21 protein-coding genes are annotated in these 22,750 nt (G+C 66.7%); 17 read left to right on the top strand and 4 right to left on the bottom strand.

Annotated elements, in window-relative coordinates:
• Window positions 1-130 precede the first annotated feature (130 nt).
• Complete coding sequence (locus ACGLHS_RS15335) at window positions 131-1,024, top strand: LysR substrate-binding domain-containing protein (protein WP_394480885.1); 894 nt, start codon at window positions 131-133, stop codon at window positions 1,022-1,024.
• Here the strand turns inward: ACGLHS_RS15335 and ACGLHS_RS15330 are convergent.
• Window positions 1,021-2,049: an aldo/keto reductase gene (locus tag ACGLHS_RS15330; RefSeq protein WP_394480883.1), complete on the bottom strand. Its 1,029-nt coding sequence runs from the start codon at window positions 2,047-2,049 to the stop codon at window positions 1,021-1,023. The genes ACGLHS_RS15335 and ACGLHS_RS15330 overlap by 4 nt on opposite strands.
• A 156-nt stretch (window positions 2,050-2,205) precedes the next feature.
• Between ACGLHS_RS15330 and ACGLHS_RS15325 the strand changes: the two genes are divergently transcribed.
• On the top strand, window positions 2,206-2,661 hold the full coding sequence (locus ACGLHS_RS15325; RefSeq protein WP_394480881.1) for a GNAT family N-acetyltransferase: 456 nt from the start codon (window positions 2,206-2,208) through the stop codon (window positions 2,659-2,661).
• Window positions 2,662-2,681: 20 nt separating this feature from the next.
• Here the strand turns inward: ACGLHS_RS15325 and ACGLHS_RS15320 are convergent, their stop codons facing one another.
• Window positions 2,682-3,119, bottom strand: coding sequence for a helix-turn-helix domain-containing protein (locus ACGLHS_RS15320; RefSeq protein ID WP_394480879.1), 438 nt, complete (start codon window positions 3,117-3,119; stop codon window positions 2,682-2,684).
• Window positions 3,120-3,202: 83 nt separating this feature from the next.
• On the opposite strand from ACGLHS_RS15320, the gene ACGLHS_RS15315 reads away from it, so the two are divergent.
• Both ACGLHS_RS15315 and ACGLHS_RS15310 read left to right on the top strand, forming a co-directional pair.
• On the top strand, window positions 3,203-4,084 hold the full coding sequence (locus ACGLHS_RS15315; protein ID WP_394480877.1) for a class I SAM-dependent methyltransferase: 882 nt from the start codon (window positions 3,203-3,205) through the stop codon (window positions 4,082-4,084).
• Complete coding sequence (locus tag ACGLHS_RS15310; RefSeq protein ID WP_394480875.1) at window positions 4,077-4,592, top strand: DUF2938 domain-containing protein; 516 nt, start codon at window positions 4,077-4,079, stop codon at window positions 4,590-4,592. Before ACGLHS_RS15315 ends, ACGLHS_RS15310 begins: the two co-directional genes overlap by 8 nt.
• Window positions 4,593-4,771: 179 nt before the next feature.
• Here ACGLHS_RS15310 and ACGLHS_RS15305 read toward each other — a convergent pair whose 3' ends face one another.
• Window positions 4,772-5,962, bottom strand: a complete 1,191-nt coding sequence (locus ACGLHS_RS15305; RefSeq protein ID WP_394480873.1) for an acyltransferase family protein — start codon at window positions 5,960-5,962, stop codon at window positions 4,772-4,774.
• A gap of 218 nt (window positions 5,963-6,180) precedes the next feature.
• On the opposite strand from ACGLHS_RS15305, the gene ACGLHS_RS15300 reads away from it, so the two are divergent.
• The 8 genes from ACGLHS_RS15300 to ACGLHS_RS15265 all read left to right on the top strand — a co-directional run bounded on the left by ACGLHS_RS15300 (window position 6,181) and on the right by ACGLHS_RS15265 (window position 15,520).
• Window positions 6,181-7,158, top strand: coding sequence for a MurR/RpiR family transcriptional regulator (locus tag ACGLHS_RS15300; protein WP_394480871.1), 978 nt, complete (start codon window positions 6,181-6,183; stop codon window positions 7,156-7,158).
• Complete coding sequence (locus ACGLHS_RS15295) at window positions 7,155-8,111, top strand: isoaspartyl peptidase/L-asparaginase family protein (protein WP_394480869.1); 957 nt, start codon at window positions 7,155-7,157, stop codon at window positions 8,109-8,111. Before ACGLHS_RS15300 ends, ACGLHS_RS15295 begins: the two co-directional genes overlap by 4 nt.
• 29 nt (window positions 8,112-8,140) lie before the next feature.
• Window positions 8,141-10,018: a dipeptide ABC transporter ATP-binding protein gene (locus tag ACGLHS_RS15290; RefSeq protein WP_093240560.1), complete on the top strand. Its 1,878-nt coding sequence runs from the start codon at window positions 8,141-8,143 to the stop codon at window positions 10,016-10,018.
• Between the two features lie 81 nt (window positions 10,019-10,099).
• The gene (gene gsiB / locus ACGLHS_RS15285; RefSeq protein WP_093240564.1) at window positions 10,100-11,653 is read left to right on the top strand and encodes a glutathione ABC transporter substrate-binding protein GsiB; all 1,554 of its coding nucleotides are present in this window, start codon (window positions 10,100-10,102) and stop codon (window positions 11,651-11,653) included.
• A gap of 80 nt (window positions 11,654-11,733) precedes the next feature.
• Window positions 11,734-12,654 carry a glutathione ABC transporter permease GsiC gene (gene gsiC, locus ACGLHS_RS15280; protein ID WP_093240567.1) on the top strand — a complete coding sequence of 307 codons (921 nt, stop codon included), beginning with the start codon at window positions 11,734-11,736 and terminating at the stop codon, window positions 12,652-12,654.
• Window positions 12,655-12,664: 10 nt separating this feature from the next.
• The gene (gene gsiD, locus ACGLHS_RS15275) at window positions 12,665-13,591 is read left to right on the top strand and encodes a glutathione ABC transporter permease GsiD (RefSeq protein WP_394480866.1); all 927 of its coding nucleotides are present in this window, start codon (window positions 12,665-12,667) and stop codon (window positions 13,589-13,591) included.
• Between the two features lie 14 nt (window positions 13,592-13,605).
• A complete protein-coding gene (locus tag ACGLHS_RS15270) occupies window positions 13,606-14,685 on the top strand; it encodes a P1 family peptidase (protein ID WP_394480864.1) in 1,080 nt (359 codons plus the stop codon).
• A 16-nt stretch (window positions 14,686-14,701) separates the two neighbouring features.
• Complete coding sequence (locus tag ACGLHS_RS15265) at window positions 14,702-15,520, top strand: M55 family metallopeptidase (RefSeq protein ID WP_394480862.1); 819 nt, start codon at window positions 14,702-14,704, stop codon at window positions 15,518-15,520.
• A 16-nt stretch (window positions 15,521-15,536) separates the two neighbouring features.
• On the opposite strand, the gene ACGLHS_RS15260 is transcribed toward ACGLHS_RS15265, so the two are convergent.
• Window positions 15,537-17,135 carry a methyl-accepting chemotaxis protein gene (locus tag ACGLHS_RS15260; RefSeq protein WP_394480860.1) on the bottom strand — a complete coding sequence of 533 codons (1,599 nt, stop codon included), beginning with the start codon at window positions 17,133-17,135 and terminating at the stop codon, window positions 15,537-15,539.
• Window positions 17,136-17,559: 424 nt separating this feature from the next.
• Between ACGLHS_RS15260 and ACGLHS_RS15255 the strand changes: the two genes are divergently transcribed.
• Genes ACGLHS_RS15255 through ACGLHS_RS15235 form a run of 5 tightly spaced genes read left to right on the top strand, consistent with a single transcriptional unit; the run spans window position 17,560 to window position 22,718 of the window.
• Window positions 17,560-19,338 carry a nitrite/sulfite reductase gene (locus ACGLHS_RS15255; RefSeq protein WP_394480858.1) on the top strand — a complete coding sequence of 593 codons (1,779 nt, stop codon included), beginning with the start codon at window positions 17,560-17,562 and terminating at the stop codon, window positions 19,336-19,338.
• Complete coding sequence (locus tag ACGLHS_RS15250; protein ID WP_093240582.1) at window positions 19,335-19,733, top strand: DUF934 domain-containing protein; 399 nt, start codon at window positions 19,335-19,337, stop codon at window positions 19,731-19,733. The genes ACGLHS_RS15255 and ACGLHS_RS15250 overlap by 4 nt, the downstream gene beginning before the upstream one ends.
• A gap of 18 nt (window positions 19,734-19,751) precedes the next feature.
• Window positions 19,752-20,384: a phosphoadenosine phosphosulfate reductase family protein gene (locus ACGLHS_RS15245; protein WP_093240585.1), complete on the top strand. Its 633-nt coding sequence runs from the start codon at window positions 19,752-19,754 to the stop codon at window positions 20,382-20,384.
• Window positions 20,385-20,439: 55 nt separating this feature from the next.
• On the top strand, window positions 20,440-21,381 hold the full coding sequence (cysD, locus tag ACGLHS_RS15240; protein WP_093240588.1) for a sulfate adenylyltransferase subunit CysD: 942 nt from the start codon (window positions 20,440-20,442) through the stop codon (window positions 21,379-21,381).
• Complete coding sequence (locus ACGLHS_RS15235; protein ID WP_093240592.1) at window positions 21,381-22,718, top strand: sulfate adenylyltransferase subunit 1; 1,338 nt, start codon at window positions 21,381-21,383, stop codon at window positions 22,716-22,718. The genes cysD and ACGLHS_RS15235 overlap by 1 nt, the downstream gene beginning before the upstream one ends.
• Window positions 22,719-22,750 lie beyond the last annotated feature (32 nt).

Genomic DNA, 22,750 nt, shown 5'->3' with positions numbered 1-22,750 from the left:
TGCGGAACAAACGCTAAATACTCACAACGTTGTGCAGGCGCGGAAGGAAGCCGGCGCCCTGGCGCGGTTTCCCCGAAGCAGGCACGGCGGGTGCTTCGACAAGAAGACAGAGACAACAGGCAGTGAATCGATGAGAAAAGACATTCCCAACCTCGGCGCGCTCCAGGCCTTCGAGGCTTCGGCGCGGCTCGGGAGCTTCACACGCGCCGCGACCGAGCTGGCGCTGACGCAGAGCGCGGTCGGCCGGCAGGTGGCCATGCTCGAGCAGCGGCTGGGCGTGCCGCTGTTCTCGCGCGTGCGGCGGCGGCTGACGCTCACCGAGGTGGGGCGCGAATACGCGGCGCGCATCCGCCGCCACCTCGACCAGATCCGCCGCGACACGCTGGAAATCAGCGCGGGCCACGAGATGGGCTTCGTGCTCGAACTGGCCGTGGTGCCGACCTTCGCCACGCAGTGGCTCATTCCCCGGCTGCCCGAGTTCAGCCGGCTGCACCCGAACATCACCGTCAACCTGTCGGCGCGCTCGCAGCCCTTCTCCTTTCAAGAAAACGCCTACGACGCGGCCATCTACTTCGGCGACCAGTTCTGGCCCGACACGCGCGGCGGGCTGATCTTTGCCGAGGGCGAGATGGTGCCGGTCTGCAGCCCTGCGTTTCGCGATGCCAACGGGCCATGGGACGAAGCCGGCTTCGAGCGATGCCGCCATGTGCACCTGAGCACGCGTGCCCACGCATGGCGCGACTGGTACGCACAGCAAGGATGGGACTACACGGTGCACGCCTCGCGCGGGCCGCGCTACGAGCTGTTCACGATGGTGGTGGCGGCCACTGCCGCCGGCATGGGCATCGGCCTGGCGCCGCGCATCCTGATCGAACACGAGCTGCGCGCCGGGGAACTGGTGATCCCGGTGGACCGGCACCTGGACGTGCGCCAGGGCTACTACTTTGCGTACCCCGAAGGCCGACCGGCCTCCGGGGCGCTGGAGCACTTCAAGAAATGGGTGCTCGGGCTGACGCCTGCTTAGACAGGGTTCGGGTTCCGCTCGAGAAAGCCCTGCTGGTGCCAGTACGGATAGGCCCGTGTGACGGTACTGGCCGCGTCGAGTTCAGCGACCTGCGCGGGCGTCAGGTTCCAGCCGACCGCACCGAGGTTCTGGCGCAGTTGCGCCTCGTCGCGCGCACCGACAACCACGGTCGACACGGTCGGGCGCTGCAGCAGCCAGTTGAGCGCGACCTGCGGCACGGTCTTGCCGGTTTCGGCGCCGATCTTTTCCAGCGCATCGACCACGCGGAACAGCAGCTCGTCGGCCACCGGCGGCCCCATGTCGGCCGTCACGTGCAGGCGGCTGTTGGCGGGCAACGGCTGGCCCCGGCGGATCTTGCCCGTGAGCCGGCCCCAGCCCAGCGGGCTCCAGACCACGGCACCCACGCCCTGGTCCTTGGCCAGCGGCATCAGCTCCCACTCGTAGTCGCGGCCGACCAGCGAGTAATAGGCCTGGTGCGCCACATAGCGCGCGTAGCCGTAGCGCTCGGCCACCGCCAGCGACTTCATCAGGTGCCAGCCCGAGAAGTTCGACGCGCCCACATAGCGCAGCTTGCCCGCGCGCACGAGGTCGTCGAGCGTGGACACGGTTTCCTCGACCGGCGTGCTCGCATCGAAGCCGTGCAGCTGGAACAGGTCGATGTAGTCGGTGCCCAGCCGCTTGAGCGCGGCATCGACCGCCTGCACGAGGTGGTGGCGCGACGAGCCCACATCGTTCGCGCCTTCGCCGCTGCGGAAGGTGGCCTTGGTCGAGATGATGAGCCGGTCGCGCGGCCGGCCCTTGATGGCTTCGCCGAGCACCGACTCGGCCGCGCCGGCCGAGTAGATGTCGGCGCTGTCGAACATGTTGACGCCGGCATCGATGCAGATGTCGATGAGCTTGCGCGCCTCGGCCACGTCGGTGCTGCCCCACGCGCTGAAGAACTCGCCCTTGCCACCGAACGTGCCGGTGCCAAAACTCAACACGGGGACCTTGAGGCCCGATTTACCCAGGTGACGGTATTCCAAAGTGTGACTCCTTCATGCGAACAAACGGACGGGGTTCCGGCAGGCAGGTCGGCCTGTCGTCGCAGCCATTGTTGGCCGTGGCGTCGAAGCCCCACTGGCAGACGGGCTTTGCCGATCGGGCTAAGTAATATCGACGCTCCGAAAGAAGCAGACCCGATGACCATTGCACTTGAAAGCCCCGACCAACCCGACGTCATCCAGCTCATCGACGATCTCGATGCGTACCAGAAGCCGCTGTATCCACCCGAGTGCCACTACGGCATCGACATCGCGGCGCTGTCCGCGGCCCATGTGTTGTTCGCGGTGGCGCGCGACGAGGCCGGCACGGCAATCGGCTGCGGGGCCATCGTCATGGAGCCCGGTTATGGCGAACTCAAGCGCATGTACGTGCGACCGGAAAACCGGGGACAAGGCATCGCCGCGAAGGTGCTGGCCTTTCTTGAAGGCGAAGCGATGCGGCGGAACTGCGCGATGTTCAGGCTGGAGACGGGTGTCAGCCAGCCCGAGGCGCTGTCGTTCTATGCACGTTCGGGCTATGTGCGGCGCGGCCGGTTCGGTACCTACCCGGACGATCCGCTGAGCGTGTTCATGCAGAAGGACGTGCAGCAGTAGCCTGGCTCTTGCCGCCGCGATTACTTCGAAGGCGCGCTCACCACGCGGCGGATCTTCTTCCCCGGAACGCCAATGGCGCCCGACGCCGCCGCCTTCACGATGCGGCGGAACTTGGGGCATTCCATGTGGCTCGGCTCGGGGCATACGGCCGCGTGCCGCAGCCCGTCGCGCATGGCGCTCAGGTTGCGGATCGTCCTGTCGAGTTCATCGGCCTTGTCCGCAAGCATCCGCCGGTCGATGCGCGGCTGGCCATCCGACGCGAACATCAGCGCAATCTCGTCCAGCGAAAAGCCGGCGGCACGCCCCAGCGCGATCAGGGCCAGCCGGTCGAGCACGCCCGGATCGAACAGCCGGCGCAAGCCATGCCTGCCGATTGACGTGATCAGCCCTTTTTCGTCATAGAACCGCAGCGTTGAAGCAGGAACGCCGGACCGCTGCGACACCTCTGCGATGTCCATGTCTCTTACCCCTTGACCTCAAGTCGACTTGAAGTTGCACAGTCTAGCTTCCGCCCCCTGAGGGCACGCAAAGGAAGACGATCATGACTGACATGCAGCATGCCTACGACGAACAGGCCAAGCTCTGGAATGGCCTCGCCGGCCACGCCTGGGTCGATGTGCAAGCCACGCTCGACCATCTGTTCCAACCGCTCGAAGACCTGCTGGTCGAAGCGATGCGCACCACCCCGCCGGGCCGCGTGCTCGACGTGGGTTGCGGCACCGGCGCCATCACACGCGCGCTCGCGCGGAGGCAAGGCGCCCAGGGCCACTGCACCGGCATCGACATCTCGGAGCCGATGATCGCGGCGGCCCGAACGCGCGCCGAACGCGAAGGCCTGCCGGCCAGCTTCATCTGCGCCGACGTGCAGACCCATGCGTTCGAGCCCGCAAGCTTCGACCTGATCGTTTCGCGCCTGGGCGTCATGTTCTTCGACGATCCCGTCCTCGCCTTTGCGAACCTGCGAAGTGCCGCGCGGGATGGCGCCCAACTTCGCTTCATCGCATGGCGCAGCGCCGCGGAAAACCCGTTCATGACGACCGCCGAACGTGCCGCGGCGCCACTGCTGCCGAACCTCCCCGTTCGCAAACCGGGCACACCCGGACAGTTCGCCTTCGCCGACCGGCACCGGATTGAGGCCCTGCTGGAAGACAGCGGCTGGACCGGCATCGACATCCAGCCGGTCGACCTGGCCTGCACCTTCCCCGAGAAAGACCTGCGCACTTACCTCTCCCGCCTCGGCCCCGTCGGACTGGCACTGGCAGCCATCGACGAGCCAGCGCGCGCGCAAGTCATCGAAACGATCCGCACCGCCTTCGAGCCGTACGTGCACGGCGATGAAGTTCGCCTGACCGCAGCCTGCTGGATGGTCTGTGCACGTGCAGCTTCCGCATCGGCCGCGCCGAAGGATGCTGCCAATGTCTGAGGCGATGACTTATCTCGCATCCGCCGCCCTGATCGGAGCGGGTGCGACAGCGGTGATGGACATCTGGGCCATCGTCCGCAAGCAACTGTTCGGCATCCCGTCGCTCGACTACGCGCTGGTCGGCCGCTGGCTCGTGTACCTGACGCGCGGCCGCTTTCGCCACGCGCCCATCGGTGCCTCCGCTCCCGTGAAGGGCGAGCGCGCAATCGGATGGACAGCCCACTACGCCATCGGCATCGCGTTCGCAGCCGTGCTGCTGGCGATCTGGGGCCTCGAATGGATTCACCACCCGACGCTTGGCCCCCCGATGATCGTCGGCATCGCCAGCGTGGCCGCGCCTTTCCTGGTGATGCAGCCGGGCATGGGCGCAGGCATCGCGGCCAGCCGCACGCCGCGCCCGAACATCGCGCGCTTCCACAGCCTCGTCACGCACGGTGTGTTCGGTTTTGGCCTCTATGCGGCCGGATGGGCGTTGCACCTGCTTCCGGGTCCGCTCACTCCGACGTGATCAGCAGAGCACCCGTTGATCGCCCAGCACAACGACCGCGCTCATCGTGCGCAGGGCACCGGGTGCTCCCCGCAGCGAAATAAAGGAGGAGCCGAAGGCGGGGGACATTCGCGGAGGGGAGTACCCGGTGTCCTGTGCACACGCCCCCGAACACACCCAAGCCGGCAGGCAAAGCAAAGTCAGGAAGCCACCCGCTTGCGCAACAGAAAGCCCCTGAGCCTCGCATTCATCGGCTCCGAATAAAACCGCGCAATGCCCCAAGCCACCGCCACCGAAGCCGCAACGAAGAACCCCATCGCCGGCAGCTTCCACACGGCAGGCATCGCCCCGCGCGGCACAAAGCTGCGCATCAACCCCAGCACGATGATGTGGAAGAGGTACAGCTCGTAGCTGTGCCGCCCCAGCCAGCGCAGCGCCGCCAGCGCCCTGCTTCGCAGTGCCCAGCCCGGCACGCGCTCGTTGTGCGCGCCGATCAGCAGCACGGCGGTGCCGGCCGCAATGACGGTGAAGCCAAAGACTTCGTTGCCGTGAATCCCGCGCAGGTACGTCACGGCCACGAGGCAGGCCGCTGCCAGCTGGAGCTGGCGGCCACCCCAGCTGTCGAGCCGGATGTGCTGCGCCAGCAACGCGGCACAGCAGCCGAAGGCCACCGCGTCGAAACACGCCAGATAGCCGTACATGAAGTAGATCTCGTCGTCCGCATGAAAGCTGCGATAGACCGGCCCCGCGACGATCGCCACCGCCCACACGGCCACGATGGCCCATTGGCGCTTCAGCCCGAAGCACAGCAGCGGGAACGCGAGATAGAACACCTCTTCCACCGACAGAGACCAGTAGATGTTCATCGCGTAGTTGAAGTACCACGCGTGCTGCATCAGCACGTTGTGCCAGAAGCTCAGCACCGACAGCACCGCCACCGGGTAGCCGACCTCGGGCCAGCCGGGCTTGGCGACGTTCATGAAGGCGGGCTGCTTCAGCAGCCCCAACCCGACGATCACGGCCAGCGCGACCACAAGGCACGGCACGATCCGCGCGAAGCGAAAGGCATAGAAGCTGCGCACGTCCACGTTGCCAAGGCTGCCGTAGCGCCGCAGCGTGGTCGACGTGATGAGATAGCCCGAGACGGCGAAGAACATCGTCACGCCGTAGTTGCCGTTGCGCGCCAGGGACTTGATGAACTCCTCCGGCAACACGGCCGCCAGCGGGCTGTCGACCAGCGAGTACGACAGGTGGAAGTGCAGCAGCAGCACCAGCGAGATCGCGATCCCGCGAAGGATGTCGATCCTGAAATTCCGCGTTGGCGCGGGCTGGGCGAATGCGGCGGCATTGCCGGTGTCGGCTGCTGCTGACGGTGAACGAAACGAAGACATCGGGAAAACACCTAGAGGCCGAACTGCGTCGAGCTTAAACGACCGCCCCACGAGGGAAACGACGCGCATGCCGCGTTCGAACCGGGCAAGAAAAGCCCCCTCGCCGCTGGCCCGTTACTTGCAACTTCGTCTCAAAATGACAGAAAATTTTCTTATCTGACTTATATTTGTAAACTCATTTTCATAAACCGCACCCCTTCGGGCGCCCCACTCCCCGCATGAGCACCAACGTCGACACCCCAGGCACCACCGTGGCCCAGCGCATTGCGCAGGCGCTGCCGCGGCTGACGCGTTCGCACCGGCAAGTGGCCGACTACGTGCTGGAGCACCCGCTGCAGGTGGCCACGCTGCCCATCGACGAACTCGCCACAGCCGCAGGCGTCTCGGTCGCCACGGCCAACCGCTTCGCCCGCGCGCTGGACTTCGACGGCTACGCCACCTTCCGTGCCGAGCTCGTGCGGGGCTTCGAGCCGCTGGTGGCGCCTGTGGAGCGGCTGCGCGGCAACCTGGAGCGTCCGAGCACGGTGGCCGAGGTGTTCTCCACCGCGCTCGACGAGAGCCGCCGCAACATCGAGGCCACGCGCCAGACGCTGGACTACGCCGCCTGCGAAGCCGCGGTGGAGCGCATCGGCAGGGCGCGTTCGATCTACATCGCGGGCTTCGGCGCGAGCGGCTGGCTCGCGGGCCTGCTGCAGCACGGGCTGGACAGCAGTTGCCGCGACGTGCGCCTGCTCCCCGGCGTGAGCGGCGTCACGCATGCGGCCCGCTCGCTGATGCACGCGGGCCCGAAGGACGTGTTCATCGGCCTCACCTTCCCGCGCTACCTGACCGACACCGTGATGCTCGCGCAGATCGCACGCGACCAGGGCTGCGGCGTGATCGCGCTCACGGACCGCCCGACCTCGCCCATGGCGCCGCTGGCCGACGTGGCGCTGTATTGCCAGACCGAAACCAACTACCGCCCGAATTGCGAAACCAGCGTGCTCGCGCTGGTCGAGGCGCTGACCAGCGCCGTGGCGCTGCGGGCGCCCGACCCGGTGCAGTCGGCCCGCCGCACGCTGCAGGTGCTGCGGCCCTGGCTGCACGGCGCGAACGGGCTGCCGCGCATCGACGGCCTTGCAGCGCGCACCACCGGTACCTCCGACGACGCCGCCCTGAACGGCGCCGCCAAGAAGAAAAAGAAAGCTTCCCGATGAAGAACACCACGCCCGTCATCGCCATCCACGGCGGCGCCGGCACCATCAGCGCCGCCACGACCAGCCCCGAGCAGGCGCAGGCCTATCACGATGCCCTGCACGCCATCGTGCTTGCAGCGCAAGGCATGCTGCTGAAGGGCGCCAGCGCCCTCAACGCCGCATGCCTGGCCGTCGAAATGCTCGAAGACTGCCCGCTCTTCAACGCGGGCCACGGCGCGGTCTTCACCCACGATGAAACCCATGAACTCGACGCCGCCGTGATGGACGGCACCACGCTCGCCGCCGGTGCCATCGCTGGCGTGTGCCACGTGCGCCGCCCGGTGCGCGCCGCGCGTGCCGTGCTCGAAGACGGCGCGCACGTGCTGCTGGCCGGCGCGGGCGCCGAGGTCTTTGCACGCGAGCGCGGGCTGGAAATGGTCGAGCCCTCGTTCTTCTCCACCGAGGCGCGCCGCCAGCAGCTCTACCGCGTGCGCGACACCGGCCGCGTGGTGGTCGACCACGAAGGCGCGGCCATGACGCCGCCGCTGGACGAAGACAAGAAGTTCGGCACCGTGGGCGCCGTCGCGCTCGACGTGCACGGCCACCTGGCGGCCGCCACCTCGACCGGCGGCATGACCAACAAGCGCGTCGGCCGTATCGGCGACACGCCCCTCATCGGCTCCGGCACCTACGCCGACGACCGCACCGCCGCCGTGTCCTGCACCGGCAGCGGCGAAATGTTCATCCGCGTCGCCGCGGCCTACGACGTCTGCGCCCGCATGGCCTACGGCGGCGCCACGCTCGAAGCCGCCACGCACGCGGTGGTGCAGCAGTCGCTGCCCGCCATCGGCGGCACCGGCGGGCTGATCGCCATCGACCGCCACGGCAACCTGAGCCTCGCCTTCAACACCGAAGGCATGTACCGCGGCCACGCGCGCGGCGACCAAGCGCCCGTGACTGCCATCTTCGCCTGACACGCGCGCCCTCTTTCTCTCGCACTCCCATGTCCACCCCTGCCCTCGCCCTGCCGGACGGCCGCGTTCTCGCCGTCGACGATCTCACTGTTCGCTTCTCGACCTCGGAGCGCACCGTCGATGCCGTCAAGAAGCTGTCCTTTCACGTCGATCACGGCGAAACGCTCGCGGTGGTGGGCGAATCGGGCTCTGGCAAGTCGGTGACTTCGCTCGCGCTGATGCGGCTGGTGGAGCACGGCGGTGGCCGCATCCTCGGCGGCAGCATGGCGTTTCGCCGCCGCAACGGCGAAGTGCTCGACCTGGCGCAGGCGCGCGACAACACGATGCGCGGCATTCGCGGTGCCGACATCGCGATGATCTTCCAGGAGCCGATGACGTCGCTGAACCCGGTGTTCACCGCCGGCGACCAGATCGCCGAGGCCATCCGCATCCACCAGGGCAAGAGCAATGCGGCCGCGCGCGCCGAGGCGCTGCGCATGCTGGAGCTGGTGCGCATTCCCGAAGCGCGCAACGTGCTCGACCGCTTTCCGCACCAGCTGTCGGGCGGCATGCGCCAGCGCGTGATGATCGCGATGGCACTGTCGTGCAAGCCGCAGCTGCTGATTGCCGACGAGCCCACCACGGCGCTCGACGTGACGATCCAGGCGCAGATTCTCCAGCTCATCCGCGAGCTGCAGAAAGAGATGCGCATGGGCGTGCTCTTCATCACGCACGACATGGGCGTGGTGGCCGAGATTGCCGACCGCGTGCTGGTCATGTACCGCGGCGACAAGGTCGAAGCCGGCACGTCGGATACCGTCTTCGCCTCGCCGCAGCACCCCTACACGAAGGCGCTGCTGTCGGCCGTTCCGAAGCTGGGCGCGATGCAGGGCACCGACCTGCCGGCCAAGTTCGAATTGCTGCGCACGGAAGCCAGCGCCGAGATGGCGCCGTGCGACCACACCACGCCGCAAGACACGGTGCGCGAAGAAGCCGGGCCCATTCTTCGGGTGCGCGACCTCGTCACGCGCTTCGACGTGCGCAGCGGCATCTTCGGCCGCGTCAAGCGCCGCGTGCATGCGGTGGAAAAGATCAGCTTCGACCTGTACCCCGGCGAAACGCTGGCGCTGGTCGGCGAATCGGGTTGCGGCAAGTCGACCACCGGCCGCTCGCTGCTGCGCCTGGTCGAAAGCCAGAGCGGTGCCATCGAGTTCGGCGGCAAGAACATCCGCGAGCTGCCCACGCGCGAACTGCAGGCGCTGCGCCGCAACATCCAGTTCATCTTCCAGGACCCGTTCGCCTCTCTCGATCCGCGCGTGACGGTGGGCTTCTCGATCATGGAGCCGCTGCTGATCCACGGCATCGCCAAGGGCGCCGAAGCGCAGCAGCGCGTCGATTGGCTGCTGCAGAAGGTCGGCCTGCCGCCCGAAGTGGCGCAACGCTATCCACACGAGTTCTCGGGCGGCCAGCGCCAGCGCATCGCCATTGCACGCGCCCTGGCACTGAACCCCAAGGTGGTGGTGGCCGATGAGTCGGTGTCGGCCCTGGACGTGTCGATCCAGGCGCAGATCGTCAACCTCATGCTCGACCTGCAGCGCGAGCTGGGCGTGGCCTTTCTCTTCATCTCGCACGACATGGCGGTGGTCGAACGCATCAGCCACCGCGTGGCCGTGATGTACCTGGGCCAGATCGTCGAGATCGGCCCGCGACGCGCGGTGTTCGAGGCACCGCAACACGCCTACACGCGCAAGCTGATGGCGGCGGTGCCGGTGGCCGACCCGTCGCGCCGCCACAAGCCGCGCGCGCTGCTCGAAGGCGAAATCCCCAGCCCGATCCGCGCGGTCGGCGACGAGCCCGACGTGCCGCCGCTGGTGCAGGTCGCGCCGGGCCACTTCGTGGCGCGGCATGCCATCGGCGGCGCTTTCTGAGCCTCCGACCTTCTGAACCCGAACCGTTTTTCATCCCGCAGGCCCTCCTGCTTTTTTCCACGAACCGACTGGAGTTCTTCCATGAAGCCATCTTCTTCCTCCCTGCGATGGGCATCCGCACTGCTGGGCCTGGCCGCCATTGCCGCATCGGGCACGGCGCTGGCCGCCAAAGACGTGGTGCTGGCCATCGGCTACCAGCCGGAAACGCTGGACCCGTACAACACCAACACGACCATCACCACGGCCGTGACCAAGACCTTCTATGAAGGCCTGTTCCAGTTCGACAAGGACCTGAAGGTGCAGAACGTGCTCGCCGAGAGCTACGACGTGTCGAAGGACGGCCTCGTCTACACCATCAAGCTGCGCCAGGGCGTGAAGTTCCACGACGGCACCGACTTCAATGCGGAAGCCGTCAAGGTCACGCTCGACCGCGTGCTGAATCAAGACAACAAGCTGCTGCGCTACAACCAGTTCAACCGCGTCGGCAAGGTCGAGGCCGTGAACCCCAGCACCGTGCGCATCACGCTGAAGGAGCCCTTCGGCCCCTTCATCAACTCGCTGGCCCACGCATCGGCCGCGATGATCTCGCCGACCGCGCTGAAGAAGTGGGGCAACAAGGACATCGCCTTCCACCCCGTGGGCACCGGCCCCTTCGAGTTCGTCGAGTGGAAGCAGACCGACGCGGTCAAGGCCAAGAAGTTCGACGGCTACTGGAAGAAGGGCTACCCGAAGATCGACAACCTGCAATGGAAGCCGGTGCTCGAGAACAACACGCGCGCCGCCATGCTGCAGACCGGCGAAGCCGACTTCGCCTTCCCGATTCCCTACGAGCAGGCCGAGCTGCTGAAGAAGAGCGACAAGCTCGAAGTGGTGGCATCGCCTTCGATCATCACGCGCTTCCTGGCATTCAACATGCTGCAAAAGCCCTATGACAACCCGAAGGTGCGCGAAGCCATCGGCTACGCCATCAACAAGGAAGCGCTGTCGAAGGTCGCCTTCGGCGGCTATGCCTTCCCCGCGCAAGGCGTGATGCCGCAGGGCGTGAAGTTCGCCGAGAAGATGGCGCCCATTCCCTACGACGTGAAGAAGGCCAAGGAACTGCTGGCCGAAGCCGGCTACCCCAACGGTTTCGAGTCGGTGCTGTGGAGCGCCTACAACAACACGACCAGCCAGAAGACCATCCAGTTCGTGCAGCAGCAGCTCGCGCAGGTGGGCATCAAGCTGCAGGTGCAGGCGCTCGAAGTGGGTCAGCGCACCGAGCAGGTCGATGCATGGCCCGACCCGAAGACGGCCAAGGTCCGCATGTACTACACGGGCTGGTCGTCGTCGACCGGTGAAGCCGACTGGGGCCTGCGCCCACTGTTCGCCTCGGAGTCGTGGGCACCGAAGCTCAACAACATGTCGTTCTACAAGAGCGACGTGGTCGACGCCGCGCTGGCCAAGGCGCTGGTGACGGTGGACGACAAGGAAAAGGCAGCGCTCTACAAGACCGCGCAGGACGAGATCCGCAAGGACCTGCCGCGCGTGCCGCTGGTCACCGAGCAGAACCTGTCGGCGCACGCCAAGCGCCTGTCGGGTGTGTTCGTGATGCCCGACGCGAACATCAACATCGACGCCGTGTCGGTGTCGAACTGATCGCGCGCTCTTCGTTTCCTGACTGACTGTCCGGCGGGCGGCGGCCCTTTGCTGCCGCCCGTTCGCGACAACCGCACCCCATGCTGAATTACTTCCTCAAACGATTGTTGGGCCTGATCCCGACGCTGCTCATCGTGGCAGTGCTGGTGTTCCTGTTCGTCCACATGCTGCCCGGCGACCCAGCGCGCCTTGCCGCCGGACAGGACGCCGACGAGCAGACCGTGGCCATGGTGCGCCAGGAGCTGGGCCTCGACAAGCCGCTGCCACAGCAGTTCGTGAACTTCTTCACCCACATGCTGCAGGGCGACTTCGGCACCTCGATCCGCACGCGGCGGCCGGTGTCCACGGAGATTGCCGAGCGCTTCTTCCCGACGGTGATGCTGACCATCACCAGCATGGTGTGGGCGGTGATCTTCGGCATGGGGATCGGCATCGTCTCAGCGGTGTACCGCAACAAATGGCCCGACCGGCTGGGCATGACGCTCGCGGTCTCGGGCATCTCCTTTCCCGCATTTGCACTTGGCATGCTGTTGATGCAGATCTTCTCGGTCCAGCTCGGCTGGCTACCCACCGTGGGCGCCGCCACCTGGAAGCACTACATCCTGCCCTCGATCACGCTGGGCGCGGCCGTCGCGGCCGTGATGGCGCGCTTCACGCGTGCGTCTTTCGTCGAAGTGATCCAGGAAGACTTCGTGCGCACCGCGCGTGCCAAGGGCGTGCACGAAACCCGCGTGGTGTTCAAGCACACGCTGCGCAACGCGCTGATTCCGGTGGTCACGATGATGGGCCTGCAGTTCGGCTTTCTGCTGGGCGGCTCCATTCTTGTGGAGGCGGTCTTCAACTGGCCGGGCCTGGGCCGCCTGCTGGTGGACGCGGTGCAGATGCGCGACTACCCCGTCATCCAGACGCTGGTGCTGCTGTTCTCGCTCGAATTCATCCTGATCAACCTCGTGGTCGATGTGCTGTACGGCTACATCAACCCGACCATCCGCTACAAGTGAGCAAGCAGCCATGACGCAAGCTACCGGCGTGCCTGCCGAATCCATCGTTCCTCTGTCTCCCGTTGCCGTTGCGCTGACCGCAGGCAAGGTCCGCACGCCCTGGGGCGAATGCTGGCGCCGCTTCAAGAAACAGCCCGTGGGCATCGTGGCGGCCCTCTTCGTGCTGCTGCTGGTGTTCATCGCGGTGTTCTCGCCGTGGATCGTGCCCTTCGATCCCGAGAACTTCTTCGACTACGACATGCTCAACAGCGGGCCTTCGGCCACGCACTGGTTCGGCGTCGATCCGCTGGGCCGCGATATCTTCAGCCGCATCCTGGCAGGCACGCGCATCTCGCTGGCGGCCGGCTTCCTGTCGGTGCTGGTGGGCGGCTTCGTGGGCACCGCCTTCGGCCTGCTCGCGGGCTACTACGAAGGCTGGTGGGACCGCATCGTGATGCGCATCTCGGACGTGCTGTTCGCCTTCCCCGGCATCCTGCTGGCGCTGGGCGTGGTGGCCATCCTGGGCAGCAGCATGACCAACGTGGTGGTGGCCGTGTCGGTGTTCAGCGTGCCGGCGTTCGCGCGCCTCGTGCGCGGCAACACGCTGGTGCTCAAGCAGCAGACCTACATCGAGGCCGAGCGCAGCATCGGCGCCTCGGACTGGACCATCATCGTGCGGCACATCCTGCCCGGCACCATCTCGTCGATCGTGGTGTATTTCTCGATGCGCGTGGGCACCTCGATCATCACGGCGGCCAGCCTTTCCTTCCTGGGCATGGGTGCGCAGCCGCCGACGCCCGAGTGGGGCGCGATGCTCAACGAAGCCCGCGCCGACATGGTGACCTCGCCGCACGTGGCGCTGTTCCCCAGCCTGGCCATCTTCTTCACCGTGCTCGCCTTCAACCTGCTGGGCGACGCCCTGCGCGACGCGCTCGATCCGAAGATCGACCGCACGTAGTCTTTCCGTTCTTCATGCCATCCCTCACGCAGACTTCTCCCCTGCCCTTCATCGGCCACCTGCTCCAGGGCGAACGCAACACCATCACCGATGTCGCGGGCGTCACGGTCGGCCATCAGACGCTGAGCGATGGCGCAGTGCAGACCGGCGTGACGGTCATCCGGCCGCACGCGGGCGACCCGTTCCGCGACAAGGTGCCGGCGGCTGCCGTGGTGCTCAACGGCTTTGGCAAGAGCGTGGGGCTGGTGCAGGTCGCCGAGCTCGGCGTGCTCGAAACGCCGATCGCACTGACCAACACCTTCTCGGTCGGCACCGTGGCCACGGCGCAGATCCGCCAGTGCGCGGCGGCCAACCCCGAGACCGGGCGGGCGCTGCCCACGGTCAACCCGCTGGTCTTCGAGTGCAACGACGGCTTTCTGAACGACATCCAGCGGATGGCGGTGACGGAGGCCGACTATCTGCGCGCCTTCGACAGCGCCGCCGTCGACTTCGCGCAGGGCTCGGTCGGCGCGGGGCGCGGCATGTCGAGCTTCCAGCTCAAGGGCGGCATCGGCAGCGCTTCGCGCCGTGTGTCGTCGCGCGACGGCGGGCTGCACACGGTCGGCGCGCTGGTGCTGGCCAACTACGGGCGCCAGCCGCAGATGCTGCTGGCGGGCCATGCGGTCGGCGAGCGGCTGGCGGCGCTGCAGGCATCGCGCAACGCCGCGGTGTCGGGCGAACCTGAAAAGGGCTCGATCATCATCGTCGTCGCCACCGACGCGCCGCTCGATGCGCGCCAGTTGCGCCGCTTGGCGTTGCGCGCGGGTGCAGGGCTGGCCCGCACGGGCTCGGTCTTCGGCCACGGCAGCGGCGACATCGTGCTCGCCTTCTCGATCGCCTACACCGTGCCCGACCGCATCGAGCGGCCCATGCCGGCTGTGGCGATGCTGCACGACGGGCTGCTCGATGGCCTGTTCCAGGCCGCGGCCGACAGCACCGAGCAGGCTATTCTTCATGCGCTGTGGCGCGCGACGCCCGTCACGGGCCGCGACGGCAACCACCGCGCCGCGCTCGGCGAGTTGCTGCCGGCGTCTTCCCTTTCACCCCTCGCCTGAGGAAAGCCTTCGCCCCATGAAAGTCCTGATCTCCACCGACATCGAAGGCGTTGCCGGCGTCTACCACCCCGAGCAGACGCGCCAGGGCAATCCGGAATACGAACGTGCCCGCCTGCTGATGGCGCACGAGGCCAACGCGGCCATTGCCGGTGCATTCGATGCAGGCGCCACCGACGTGCTGGTGAACGACTCGCACGGCGGTTTTCGCAACATGCCGCCCGACGTGCTCGATGCGCGTGCGCGCGTGGTGCAGGGCAAGCCGCGCTACCTGAGCATGGTGGCCGGCGTGGACGAAGGCGTGGACGCGGTCTGCATGGTGGGCTACCACTCGCGCGCGCAGGGGCGCGGCATCCTCGCGCACACGATCAACGGCTTTGCCTTTGCCGGCATCTGGTTCGGCGAGCAGGAGCTGGGCGAAGCCGGCGTCTATGGCGCGCTGGCCGGCGAGTACGGCGCCCCGGTGGTGATGGGCAGCGGCGACGACGTGTTCATCGCCGAGAACCGGCCGCTGTTTCCGCACGCGACCTTCGTGCAGACCAAGCGGGCCACGGGAAACAACAGCGGCGTGTCGCTGTCGCCCGAGCAGTCGCGCCATGCGATTCGCGCGGGGATTGAAGAGGCGTTGGCGGCGCGTGCCGATGCCAAGCCGCTGGTTTTCAAGGGGCCGCAGACCGTCAGGCTGCGCTGCCAGTCGCCCGCGCTGGCCGATCTGTTCTGCCAGTGGCCGAACTTCGAGCGCGTCGACGGCGTGACCCTGTGCTTCACGGCCGACACGGTCGAGGCGGCCGTGCGCATGCTGAACTGCTGCTCGGCGATGTCGACGATGCTGCGCTGAAGCGCTAGCTACCCAATCAGCCCGCGTAGCCCAGGGCCGGAGTTGCGCTCCGGCCGCCTTGGCCGCCCTGTTCCAGCTTGAACTCGCCGACGATCTTCGACAGGCTGCCGGCCTGCTCCTGAAGCGACTGTGCGGCGGCCGAGGCCTCTTCAACCAGCGCGGCGTTCTGCTGTGTCGCCTGGTCCATTTGCGTGATGGCCTGGTTGATCTGCTCGATGCCCGAGGTCTGCTCCTGGCTCGCTGCGCTGATCTCGCCCATGATGTCGGTCACGCGCTTCACGCTGCCCACGATCTCGTCCATGGTGCGGCCCGCATCGGCCACCTGCCGGCTGCCCTCTTCGACCTTCTCGACGGAGTTGCCGATCAGGGTCTTGATTTCCTTGGCCGCGGCAGCCGAGCGCTGCGCAAGGCTGCGCACTTCGGACGCCACCACCGCGAAGCCGCGCCCCTGGTCGCCGGCACGGGCCGCTTCAACCGCCGCGTTCAACGCCAGGATATTGGTCTGGAAGGCGATGCCGTCGATCACGCCGATGATGTCGACGATCTTCTTCGACGAGGCATTGATCGAGCCCATGGTGTCGACCACTTGCGACACCACGCTGCCGCCTTTCACCGCCACTTCGGACGCGGACGTGGCCAGCTGGTTGGCCTGGCGCGCGTTGTCGGCGTTCTGCTTGACGGTCGACGTCAGCTCCTCGATGGATGCGGCGGTCTGCTCCAGCGAGCTTGCCTGCGCTTCCGTGCGGGACGACAGGTCCTGGTTGCCCATCGCGATCTGGGTGCTGGCGGTCGAGACGTTCATCACGACCCCATGCACCTGCATCAGCGAGCCCTGCAGGGCCGAGCGCATCAGGTCGAGCGCGCGCAGCAGGCGGCCGGTTTCGTCCTTGGCGTAGCCCGGCTGGGGCATGCCTGTCAGGTCCATGTCGGCAATCGATTGGGCAATCGTTTCGGCGCTGCGCAGCGGGTGGGTGATGCTACGTGCCAGTTGCCACGCCAGCAGCGCGCCCAGCACCAGGCTCACGGCGGAGCAGACGATCAGCAGCGTGCGGGTCTGGGCCTGCAGATCCTTGGCGCGGGCCGCGGCGGCGTCGAGCTGCTCGCGCTGCATGTCCACGACCTGCTGCACGCCGGCAAGGTAGCTGGTCGACGTCGGCTGGAACTGGTCTTCGAAGGCACGGCTGGCGCCCGCCAGGTCGCCGATCTGCTTGAGCTTGCTCACCTCTTCGCGCGAAGCCAGGTAGGCCTTGCGCAGGTTGCCGACCTTCTCGAACAGCTCGCGCTCGGCGGGCCTGACCAGCTTGGTCTCGATGAACTTCTGCAGCTCGTTGGTTTCCTTGATCGACTTGGCTGTTGCGGGTGCGAAGTACTCGATCAGGCTGGTGTCGCCGCTCTTGGCGATGGCCGCCGCGCGCTGCACGCCCGACGTGGTGTGGCGCAGCCAGTCGGAGCCCGCGCGCTCGGTCTTGACGTTGTCCTGGATCATGGCGTCGATCTCCAGGCTCAGTTGCTGCAGCTTCAGCACCGCGGCAACGCTGGTGGCAAGAAAGAGCGCCAGGATGGCGCCCAGCACGATGGCAAGGCGCTTGCCAATCGAGACATTGCTCAAGAACATGATCGAACTCCAGAACGCAAGGGGGGACGGAAAGACGGCGGCAAGACACGGGCGGTGCCGTCGAGCCTGAGGGGAAAAAGCGGCCCCGTTGGCCGCTCTCCATGGCTTGATATCGGCGGTTCGGCGGAAAACTTTAGGCAGGCTGCGCCGGAACCGGACGCGGCCCGCCCCGCGCCAGCCGGAACTTCGTTCTGTTCCTAGAATTCCCGGGCCGAGCAAGCCTTCCCAGGCGCCCGCGCCTTATCCGGAATAAGCATCCAACCGTCTGAAAACCCGCATGGGGACTGGTGAATATGCTTATCCGGATAAGGCGCGAACCAAAAAATAGTTTGTTTCCATAAGGCCCCCTTTCAGAATCTCGGCTTCTTGCTGGGGCGCCCCGTTTCACGTTCGGCACCGCACTTCTCAAGACACAGCACGCACGATGTACCAATACACAGAATTCGATCGCCAGTTCGTTCACCAACGCGCTGCCCAATTCCGAGACCAGCTCGAACGCTGGCAAAAGGGCCGCCTGCACGAGGACGAGTTCCGCCCGCTGCGGCTGCAGAACGGCTGGTACGTCCAGCGCTACGCACCGATGCTGCGCGTGGCCGTGCCCTACGGCGAGCTTTCGAGCCGCCAGTTGCGTGTGCTGGCCAAGATTGCCCGCGAGTACGACGAACCCGAAGCCGAGGTCTACAAGAAAGCCATCGAAACGCAGGGCCTGCTCGGCAGCCAGAAGCTCCCGACCCACTACGCCCACTTCTCGACGCGCCAGAACGTCCAGTTCAACTGGATTCCGCTGGCCAAGTCGGCCGACGTGATGGACCTGCTGGCCTCGGTCGACATGCACGGCATCCAGACCAGCGGCAATTGCATCCGCAACATCACGAGTGACGAGCGCGCCGGCATCGCCATCGACGAAATCGCCGACCCGCGCCCCTTCGCGGAAATCATGCGCCAGTGGAGCACGCTGCACCCCGAGTTCGCGTTCCTGCCGCGCAAGTTCAAGATCGCCATCACCGGCGCCACCGAAGACCGCGCCGCCACCGGTTGGCACGACGTGGGCCTGCACGTGGTGAAGAACGAAGCCGGCGAAATCGGCTTCCGCGTGCAGGTCGGCGGCGGCATGGGCCGCACGCCGATCATCGGCACCGTGCTGCGCGAGTTCCTGCCCTGGCAGCAGATCATGAATTACCTCGAAGCGGTGATCCGTGTCTACAACCGCTATGGCCGCCGCGACAACATCTACAAGGCGCGCATCAAGATCCTGGTGAAGGCCGAAGGCCAGCGCTACATCGACGACGTGGACGCCGAGTACAAGCAGATCCTCGAACACGACGGCGCACCGCACACCATCACGCAGGAAGAGTACGACCGCGTGGCCGCCTCCTTCGTGCCGCCGACGCTGGCCACCCGCGTGCTGCAAAGCGCCGAGAAGACCGACGCCGAGCTGCGCACCCACGCCGCCGACGACGTGCAGTTCGCGCGCTGGCTCGCCCGTAACGTGGCACCGCACAAGAACCCCGCGCTGCGCGCCGTCACGCTGTCGTTCAAGCGCCTGAAGCAGGCGCCCGGCGATGCGTCGGCCGACCAGCTCGACACGCTCGCGCTGCTGGCCGACCGCTTCTCGGCCGGTGAAGCCCGCGTGACGCACGACCAGAACGTGGTGCTGCCCTGGGTGCATGCCGAAGACCTGCACGCGCTGTGGCTCGCCGCCCGCGCCGCCGGCTTTGCCAGCGCCAACGTGCACCTGCTGACCGACATGATCGCCTGCCCCGGTGGCGACTTCTGCGCGCTGGCCAATGCGCGTTCGATCCCGATTGCCGAAGCAATCACCGAGCGCTATCAAGACCTCGACGAGCTCGACGACCTCGGCGAGATCGACCTGCACATCAGCGGCTGCATCAACTCGTGCGGCCACCACCACAGCGGCCACATCGGCATCCTGGGCGTCGACAAGGACGGCAAGGAGTGGTACCAGGTCACGCTGGGCGGCTCCGACGGTTCGGCACTCAGCGGCACGCCGCAAGCCGGCAAGGCCGTGGGCCCCTCGTTCTCGGCGGCCGAAGTGCCAGGCGTGATCGAAGCCGTGCTTACTGCATACCGCGACACCCGCGAAGGCGGCGAGACCTTCATCGACACCCTGCGCCGCGTGGGCCACGACCCGTTCAAGGCCGCGGCCAACGGTGCGCGATTCAAGGTGGAGGAGGCAGCATGAACAAGACTCTGAACATCCTCTCGGCCGAAGAGCACATCGACGACGGCGACCCGAAGGTCCTGCAACTGGCCAACGATGCCGACCCGCTCGCCATCGAGGTCTGCCTGGCGGACATCGAACGCATCGACCTGAACTTTCCGAAGTTCACCGACGGCCGTGCGTACAGCCAGGCCTTCCTGCTGCGCCGCCGCCTGGGCTTCACCGGCGACATTCGCGCCACGGGCGACGTGCTGATCGACCAGTTGGTGCAGATGGAACGCACCGGCTTCTCGAGCGCCGTGCTGAAAGAAGGCGTGGACGCCTCCGACGCGCAGCGCCAGTTCGACCGCTTCTCCGCCTTCTATCAAGGCGATGCGGTGAAGACCGCGCCGCACTTCGTGGCAGCCGGCAACTGAGACCGCATCGGACCCGACATGAGCATCGCCACGGATATCGACTTCGCGCGCATCAACACCGACCTCGGCCGCAACGCCGAAGGCCTGGTGGACTGGGCGATCGGCCTCGGCCAGCCTTCGATCATCACCACCAACTTCCGTCCGTTCGAAGCCGTGATCCTGCACATGGTCACGCGCGCCAGGCGCGATGTTCCGGTGATCTGGATGGACAACGGCTACAACACCGAAGCCACCTACCGCTTTGCCGACGAAGTGACGAAGCTTCTGGGTCTTGATCTGCACATCTACCTGCCACGCCGCTCGCGCGCGCATCGCGAAGCGGTGGAAGGTGCGACGCCGGCGCTCGACGATCCGCGCCACGCCGCGTTCACTGAAGAGGTCAAGCTGGAGCCCTTTGCCCGCGCATTGCGCGAGACGGCACCGAAGGTCTGGTTCACCGCGCTGCGGGCGACCGACACGGCCGTGCGTGCGCAGATGGACCCGGTCAGCGTCAACCCCGACGGGCTGATCAAGGTCGCGCCGCTGCTGCACTGGTCGTCCAAGGACCTGTACGAGTACTGCACGGCGCATGGCCTGCCCAACAACTTCGACTACGTGGACCCGACCAAGGGCGAAGACAACCGCGAGTGCGGATTGCATCTCTCGCACTGAGAGCCAGCGCCTCGCCTCACGCCCCACCGACTCTTCGCATTCAGCACCTCACCCGATGAACGCCCGTACCGAAACCGAACTGCTGCTGTCACCGGCACACCTGTCCAACACGCACCTCGATGCGCTGGAAGAAGAAACCATCTTCATCCTGCGCGAGGTGGCGGCCGCCTTCGAGCGCCCCACCCTGCTGTTTTCGGGCGGCAAGGATTCGCTGGTGCTGCTCAAGTGCGCGGAGAAGGCCTTCGGCGTGGGCCGCATTCCCTACCCGCTGCTGATGATCGACACGGGCCACAACTTCCCTGAAGTGACGGCCTACCGCGACCAGCGCGCGAAGGAACTGGGCGCCGAGCTGATCGTGCGCAATGTCGAAGACTCGATGAAGCGCGGCACCGTGCGCTTGGCGCACCCGGGCGAATCGCGCAATGCGCACCAGTCGGTGACGCTGCTCGAAGCCATTGAAGAGTTTCGCTTCGATGCGCTGATCGGCGGTGCCCGCCGCGACGAAGAAAAGGCGCGCGCCAAGGAGCGCATCTTTTCGCACCGCGATTCCTTCGGCCAATGGCAACCCAAGGACCAGCGCCCCGAGCTGTGGACGCTGTTCAACACGCGCCTGGCTCCGGGCGAGCACTTCCGCGTGTTCCCGATCTCGAACTGGACCGAACTCGACGTGTGGCAATACATCGAGCGCGAGCACGTCGGCCTGCCCTCGATCTACTACACGCACAAGCGCGAAGTGGTCGAGCGCCGCGGCCTGCTGGTGCCGGTGACCGAGCTCACGCCGCCACGCGACGGCGAAACCGTGCAGGTGCGCGACGTGCGCTTTCGCACCGTGGGCGACATCACGACCACCTGCCCGGTCGAGAGCCTTGCGGCCGACGCGGGCGACGTGGTGCTGGAAACGCTGTCGGTCGACGTCAGCGAACGCGGCGCCACCCGCATGGACGACATGACGTCCGAAGCCTCCATGGAAAAACGAAAGAAAGACGGTTACTTCTGATGAGCGCGACGACTGCAATCCCCGTCATCACCGACATCCACGGCGACACCGGCACCGCCCTGCGCTTCATCACCTGCGGCTCGGTCGACGACGGCAAGAGCACGCTGATCGGCCGCCTGCTGGTGGACAGCAAGACCGTGCTGCAAGACCAGCTCGCCGGCGTGCAACGCGGCGGCGAAACCGACCTGGCCCTGCTGACCGACGGCCTTTCGGCCGAGCGCGAGCAAGGCATCACGATCGACGTGGCCTACCGCTACTTCTCGACCGCCAAGCGCAAGTTCATCATCGGCGACGCGCCGGGCCATGAGCAGTACACGCGCAACATGGTCACCGCCGCCTCGGCCGCCGATGCCGCCGTGGTGCTGGTCGATGCAACCAAGCTGGCCTGGGCCGCCGAAGTGGAAGACGGCACCGTGGTCAAGCGCGAGCTGCTGCCGCAGACGCGCCGCCACACGCTGCTGGCCCATCTGCTGCGCGTTCAGTCGATCGTGTTCGCGGTCAACAAGCTCGACGCCATCGACGACGCCGGCCTGGCCTTCGAGCGCATCTCGACCGCGCTGAATGCCTTTGCCGAAGCGGCCGGCGTGAAGGTCGCCGCCATCGTGCCGATCTCGGCCCTCAAGGGCTGGAACGTGGCCACGCGCCATGCCGACTGGGTCGGCTACGAAGGCCCGAGCCTGCTCGAATTGCTCGAAGACCTGCCGGTCACCGCGCAGGACGAGGCCGTGCCCTTTGCCTTTCCGGTGCAGTGGGTCGAAAAGTTCTCTTCGTCCGCCGACACCTCGCAGGGCCGCCGCGTGTTCTGGGGCCGCGTGGCATCGGGCCATGTGGAGCCCGGCCAGCGCGTGACCGTGCTGCCGAGCAACCAGACCGCCACCGTCGCCCAGGTGCTGAGCCACACGCGCCAGCCGAAGTCGGTGCATGCGGGCCACAGCGCCGGCATCGTGCTCGACCGCGAGGTCGACGTGTCGCGCGGCGACTGGCTGCTGGCCCCTGAGGCTTTCGAGCCGGTGCGCGAGATCACCGCCACCGTGGCCTGGCTCGACGACGAGCCACTGGTCGCGGGCCGTGTGTACTGGGCGCTGCAGGGCCACCGCTGGGTCAAGGCCAAGGTGGCGCGCATCGTCGACCGGGTGAACATCACGACGCTCGATTCGGAGCCGGCGACGCAGCTGGAAGCCAATTCCATCGGCGACGTGGTGCTGGCGCTGCAGCAGCCGTTGGCGGTGCTGCCCTTCACGCAATCGCGTGCGCTGGGCTCCCTGGTGCTGGTCGATACGGCCTCCCACAAGACCGCCGCTGCCGTGCTCGTGCAGCCTGCCGCCGCAAAGGCCTAAAATCTCGGGTTTCCCCCGACACACTGACGTTA

Source organism: Variovorax sp. VaC1, assembly GCF_043658315.1.
Taxonomy (GTDB): Bacteria; Pseudomonadota; Gammaproteobacteria; order Burkholderiales; family Burkholderiaceae_C; genus Variovorax.
Note: the sequence above shows the minus strand (reverse complement) of the source record. Positions and strands in the feature narration are given on the sequence as shown.

Excerpts from the sequence above, each read along its gene's own strand:
- gsiB (WP_093240564.1), top strand. The coding sequence starts at position 10,100 with ATGAAGCCATCTTCTTCCTCCCTGCGATGGGCATCCGCACTGCTGGGC.
- ACGLHS_RS15310 (WP_394480875.1), top strand. The coding sequence starts at position 4,077 with ATGTCTGAGGCGATGACTTATCTCGCATCCGCCGCCCTGATCGGAGCG.
- ACGLHS_RS15290 (WP_093240560.1), top strand. The coding sequence starts at position 8,141 with ATGTCCACCCCTGCCCTCGCCCTGCCGGACGGCCGCGTTCTCGCCGTC.
- ACGLHS_RS15335 (WP_394480885.1), top strand. The coding sequence starts at position 131 with ATGAGAAAAGACATTCCCAACCTCGGCGCGCTCCAGGCCTTCGAGGCT.
- ACGLHS_RS15250 (WP_093240582.1), top strand. The coding sequence starts at position 19,335 with ATGAACAAGACTCTGAACATCCTCTCGGCCGAAGAGCACATCGACGAC.
- gsiC (WP_093240567.1), top strand. The coding sequence starts at position 11,734 with ATGCTGAATTACTTCCTCAAACGATTGTTGGGCCTGATCCCGACGCTG.
- ACGLHS_RS15235 (WP_093240592.1), top strand. The coding sequence starts at position 21,381 with ATGAGCGCGACGACTGCAATCCCCGTCATCACCGACATCCACGGCGAC.
- ACGLHS_RS15255 (WP_394480858.1), top strand. The coding sequence starts at position 17,560 with ATGTACCAATACACAGAATTCGATCGCCAGTTCGTTCACCAACGCGCT.
- ACGLHS_RS15265 (WP_394480862.1), top strand. The coding sequence starts at position 14,702 with ATGAAAGTCCTGATCTCCACCGACATCGAAGGCGTTGCCGGCGTCTAC.
- cysD (WP_093240588.1), top strand. The coding sequence starts at position 20,440 with ATGAACGCCCGTACCGAAACCGAACTGCTGCTGTCACCGGCACACCTG.
- ACGLHS_RS15260 (WP_394480860.1), bottom strand. The coding sequence starts at position 17,135 with ATGTTCTTGAGCAATGTCTCGATTGGCAAGCGCCTTGCCATCGTGCTG.
- ACGLHS_RS15300 (WP_394480871.1), top strand. The coding sequence starts at position 6,181 with ATGAGCACCAACGTCGACACCCCAGGCACCACCGTGGCCCAGCGCATT.
- ACGLHS_RS15325 (WP_394480881.1), top strand. The coding sequence starts at position 2,206 with ATGACCATTGCACTTGAAAGCCCCGACCAACCCGACGTCATCCAGCTC.
- ACGLHS_RS15320 (WP_394480879.1), bottom strand. The coding sequence starts at position 3,119 with ATGGACATCGCAGAGGTGTCGCAGCGGTCCGGCGTTCCTGCTTCAACG.
- ACGLHS_RS15295 (WP_394480869.1), top strand. The coding sequence starts at position 7,155 with ATGAAGAACACCACGCCCGTCATCGCCATCCACGGCGGCGCCGGCACC.
- ACGLHS_RS15245 (WP_093240585.1), top strand. The coding sequence starts at position 19,752 with ATGAGCATCGCCACGGATATCGACTTCGCGCGCATCAACACCGACCTC.
- ACGLHS_RS15305 (WP_394480873.1), bottom strand. The coding sequence starts at position 5,962 with ATGTCTTCGTTTCGTTCACCGTCAGCAGCAGCCGACACCGGCAATGCC.
- gsiD (WP_394480866.1), top strand. The coding sequence starts at position 12,665 with ATGACGCAAGCTACCGGCGTGCCTGCCGAATCCATCGTTCCTCTGTCT.
- ACGLHS_RS15315 (WP_394480877.1), top strand. The coding sequence starts at position 3,203 with ATGACTGACATGCAGCATGCCTACGACGAACAGGCCAAGCTCTGGAAT.
- ACGLHS_RS15270 (WP_394480864.1), top strand. The coding sequence starts at position 13,606 with ATGCCATCCCTCACGCAGACTTCTCCCCTGCCCTTCATCGGCCACCTG.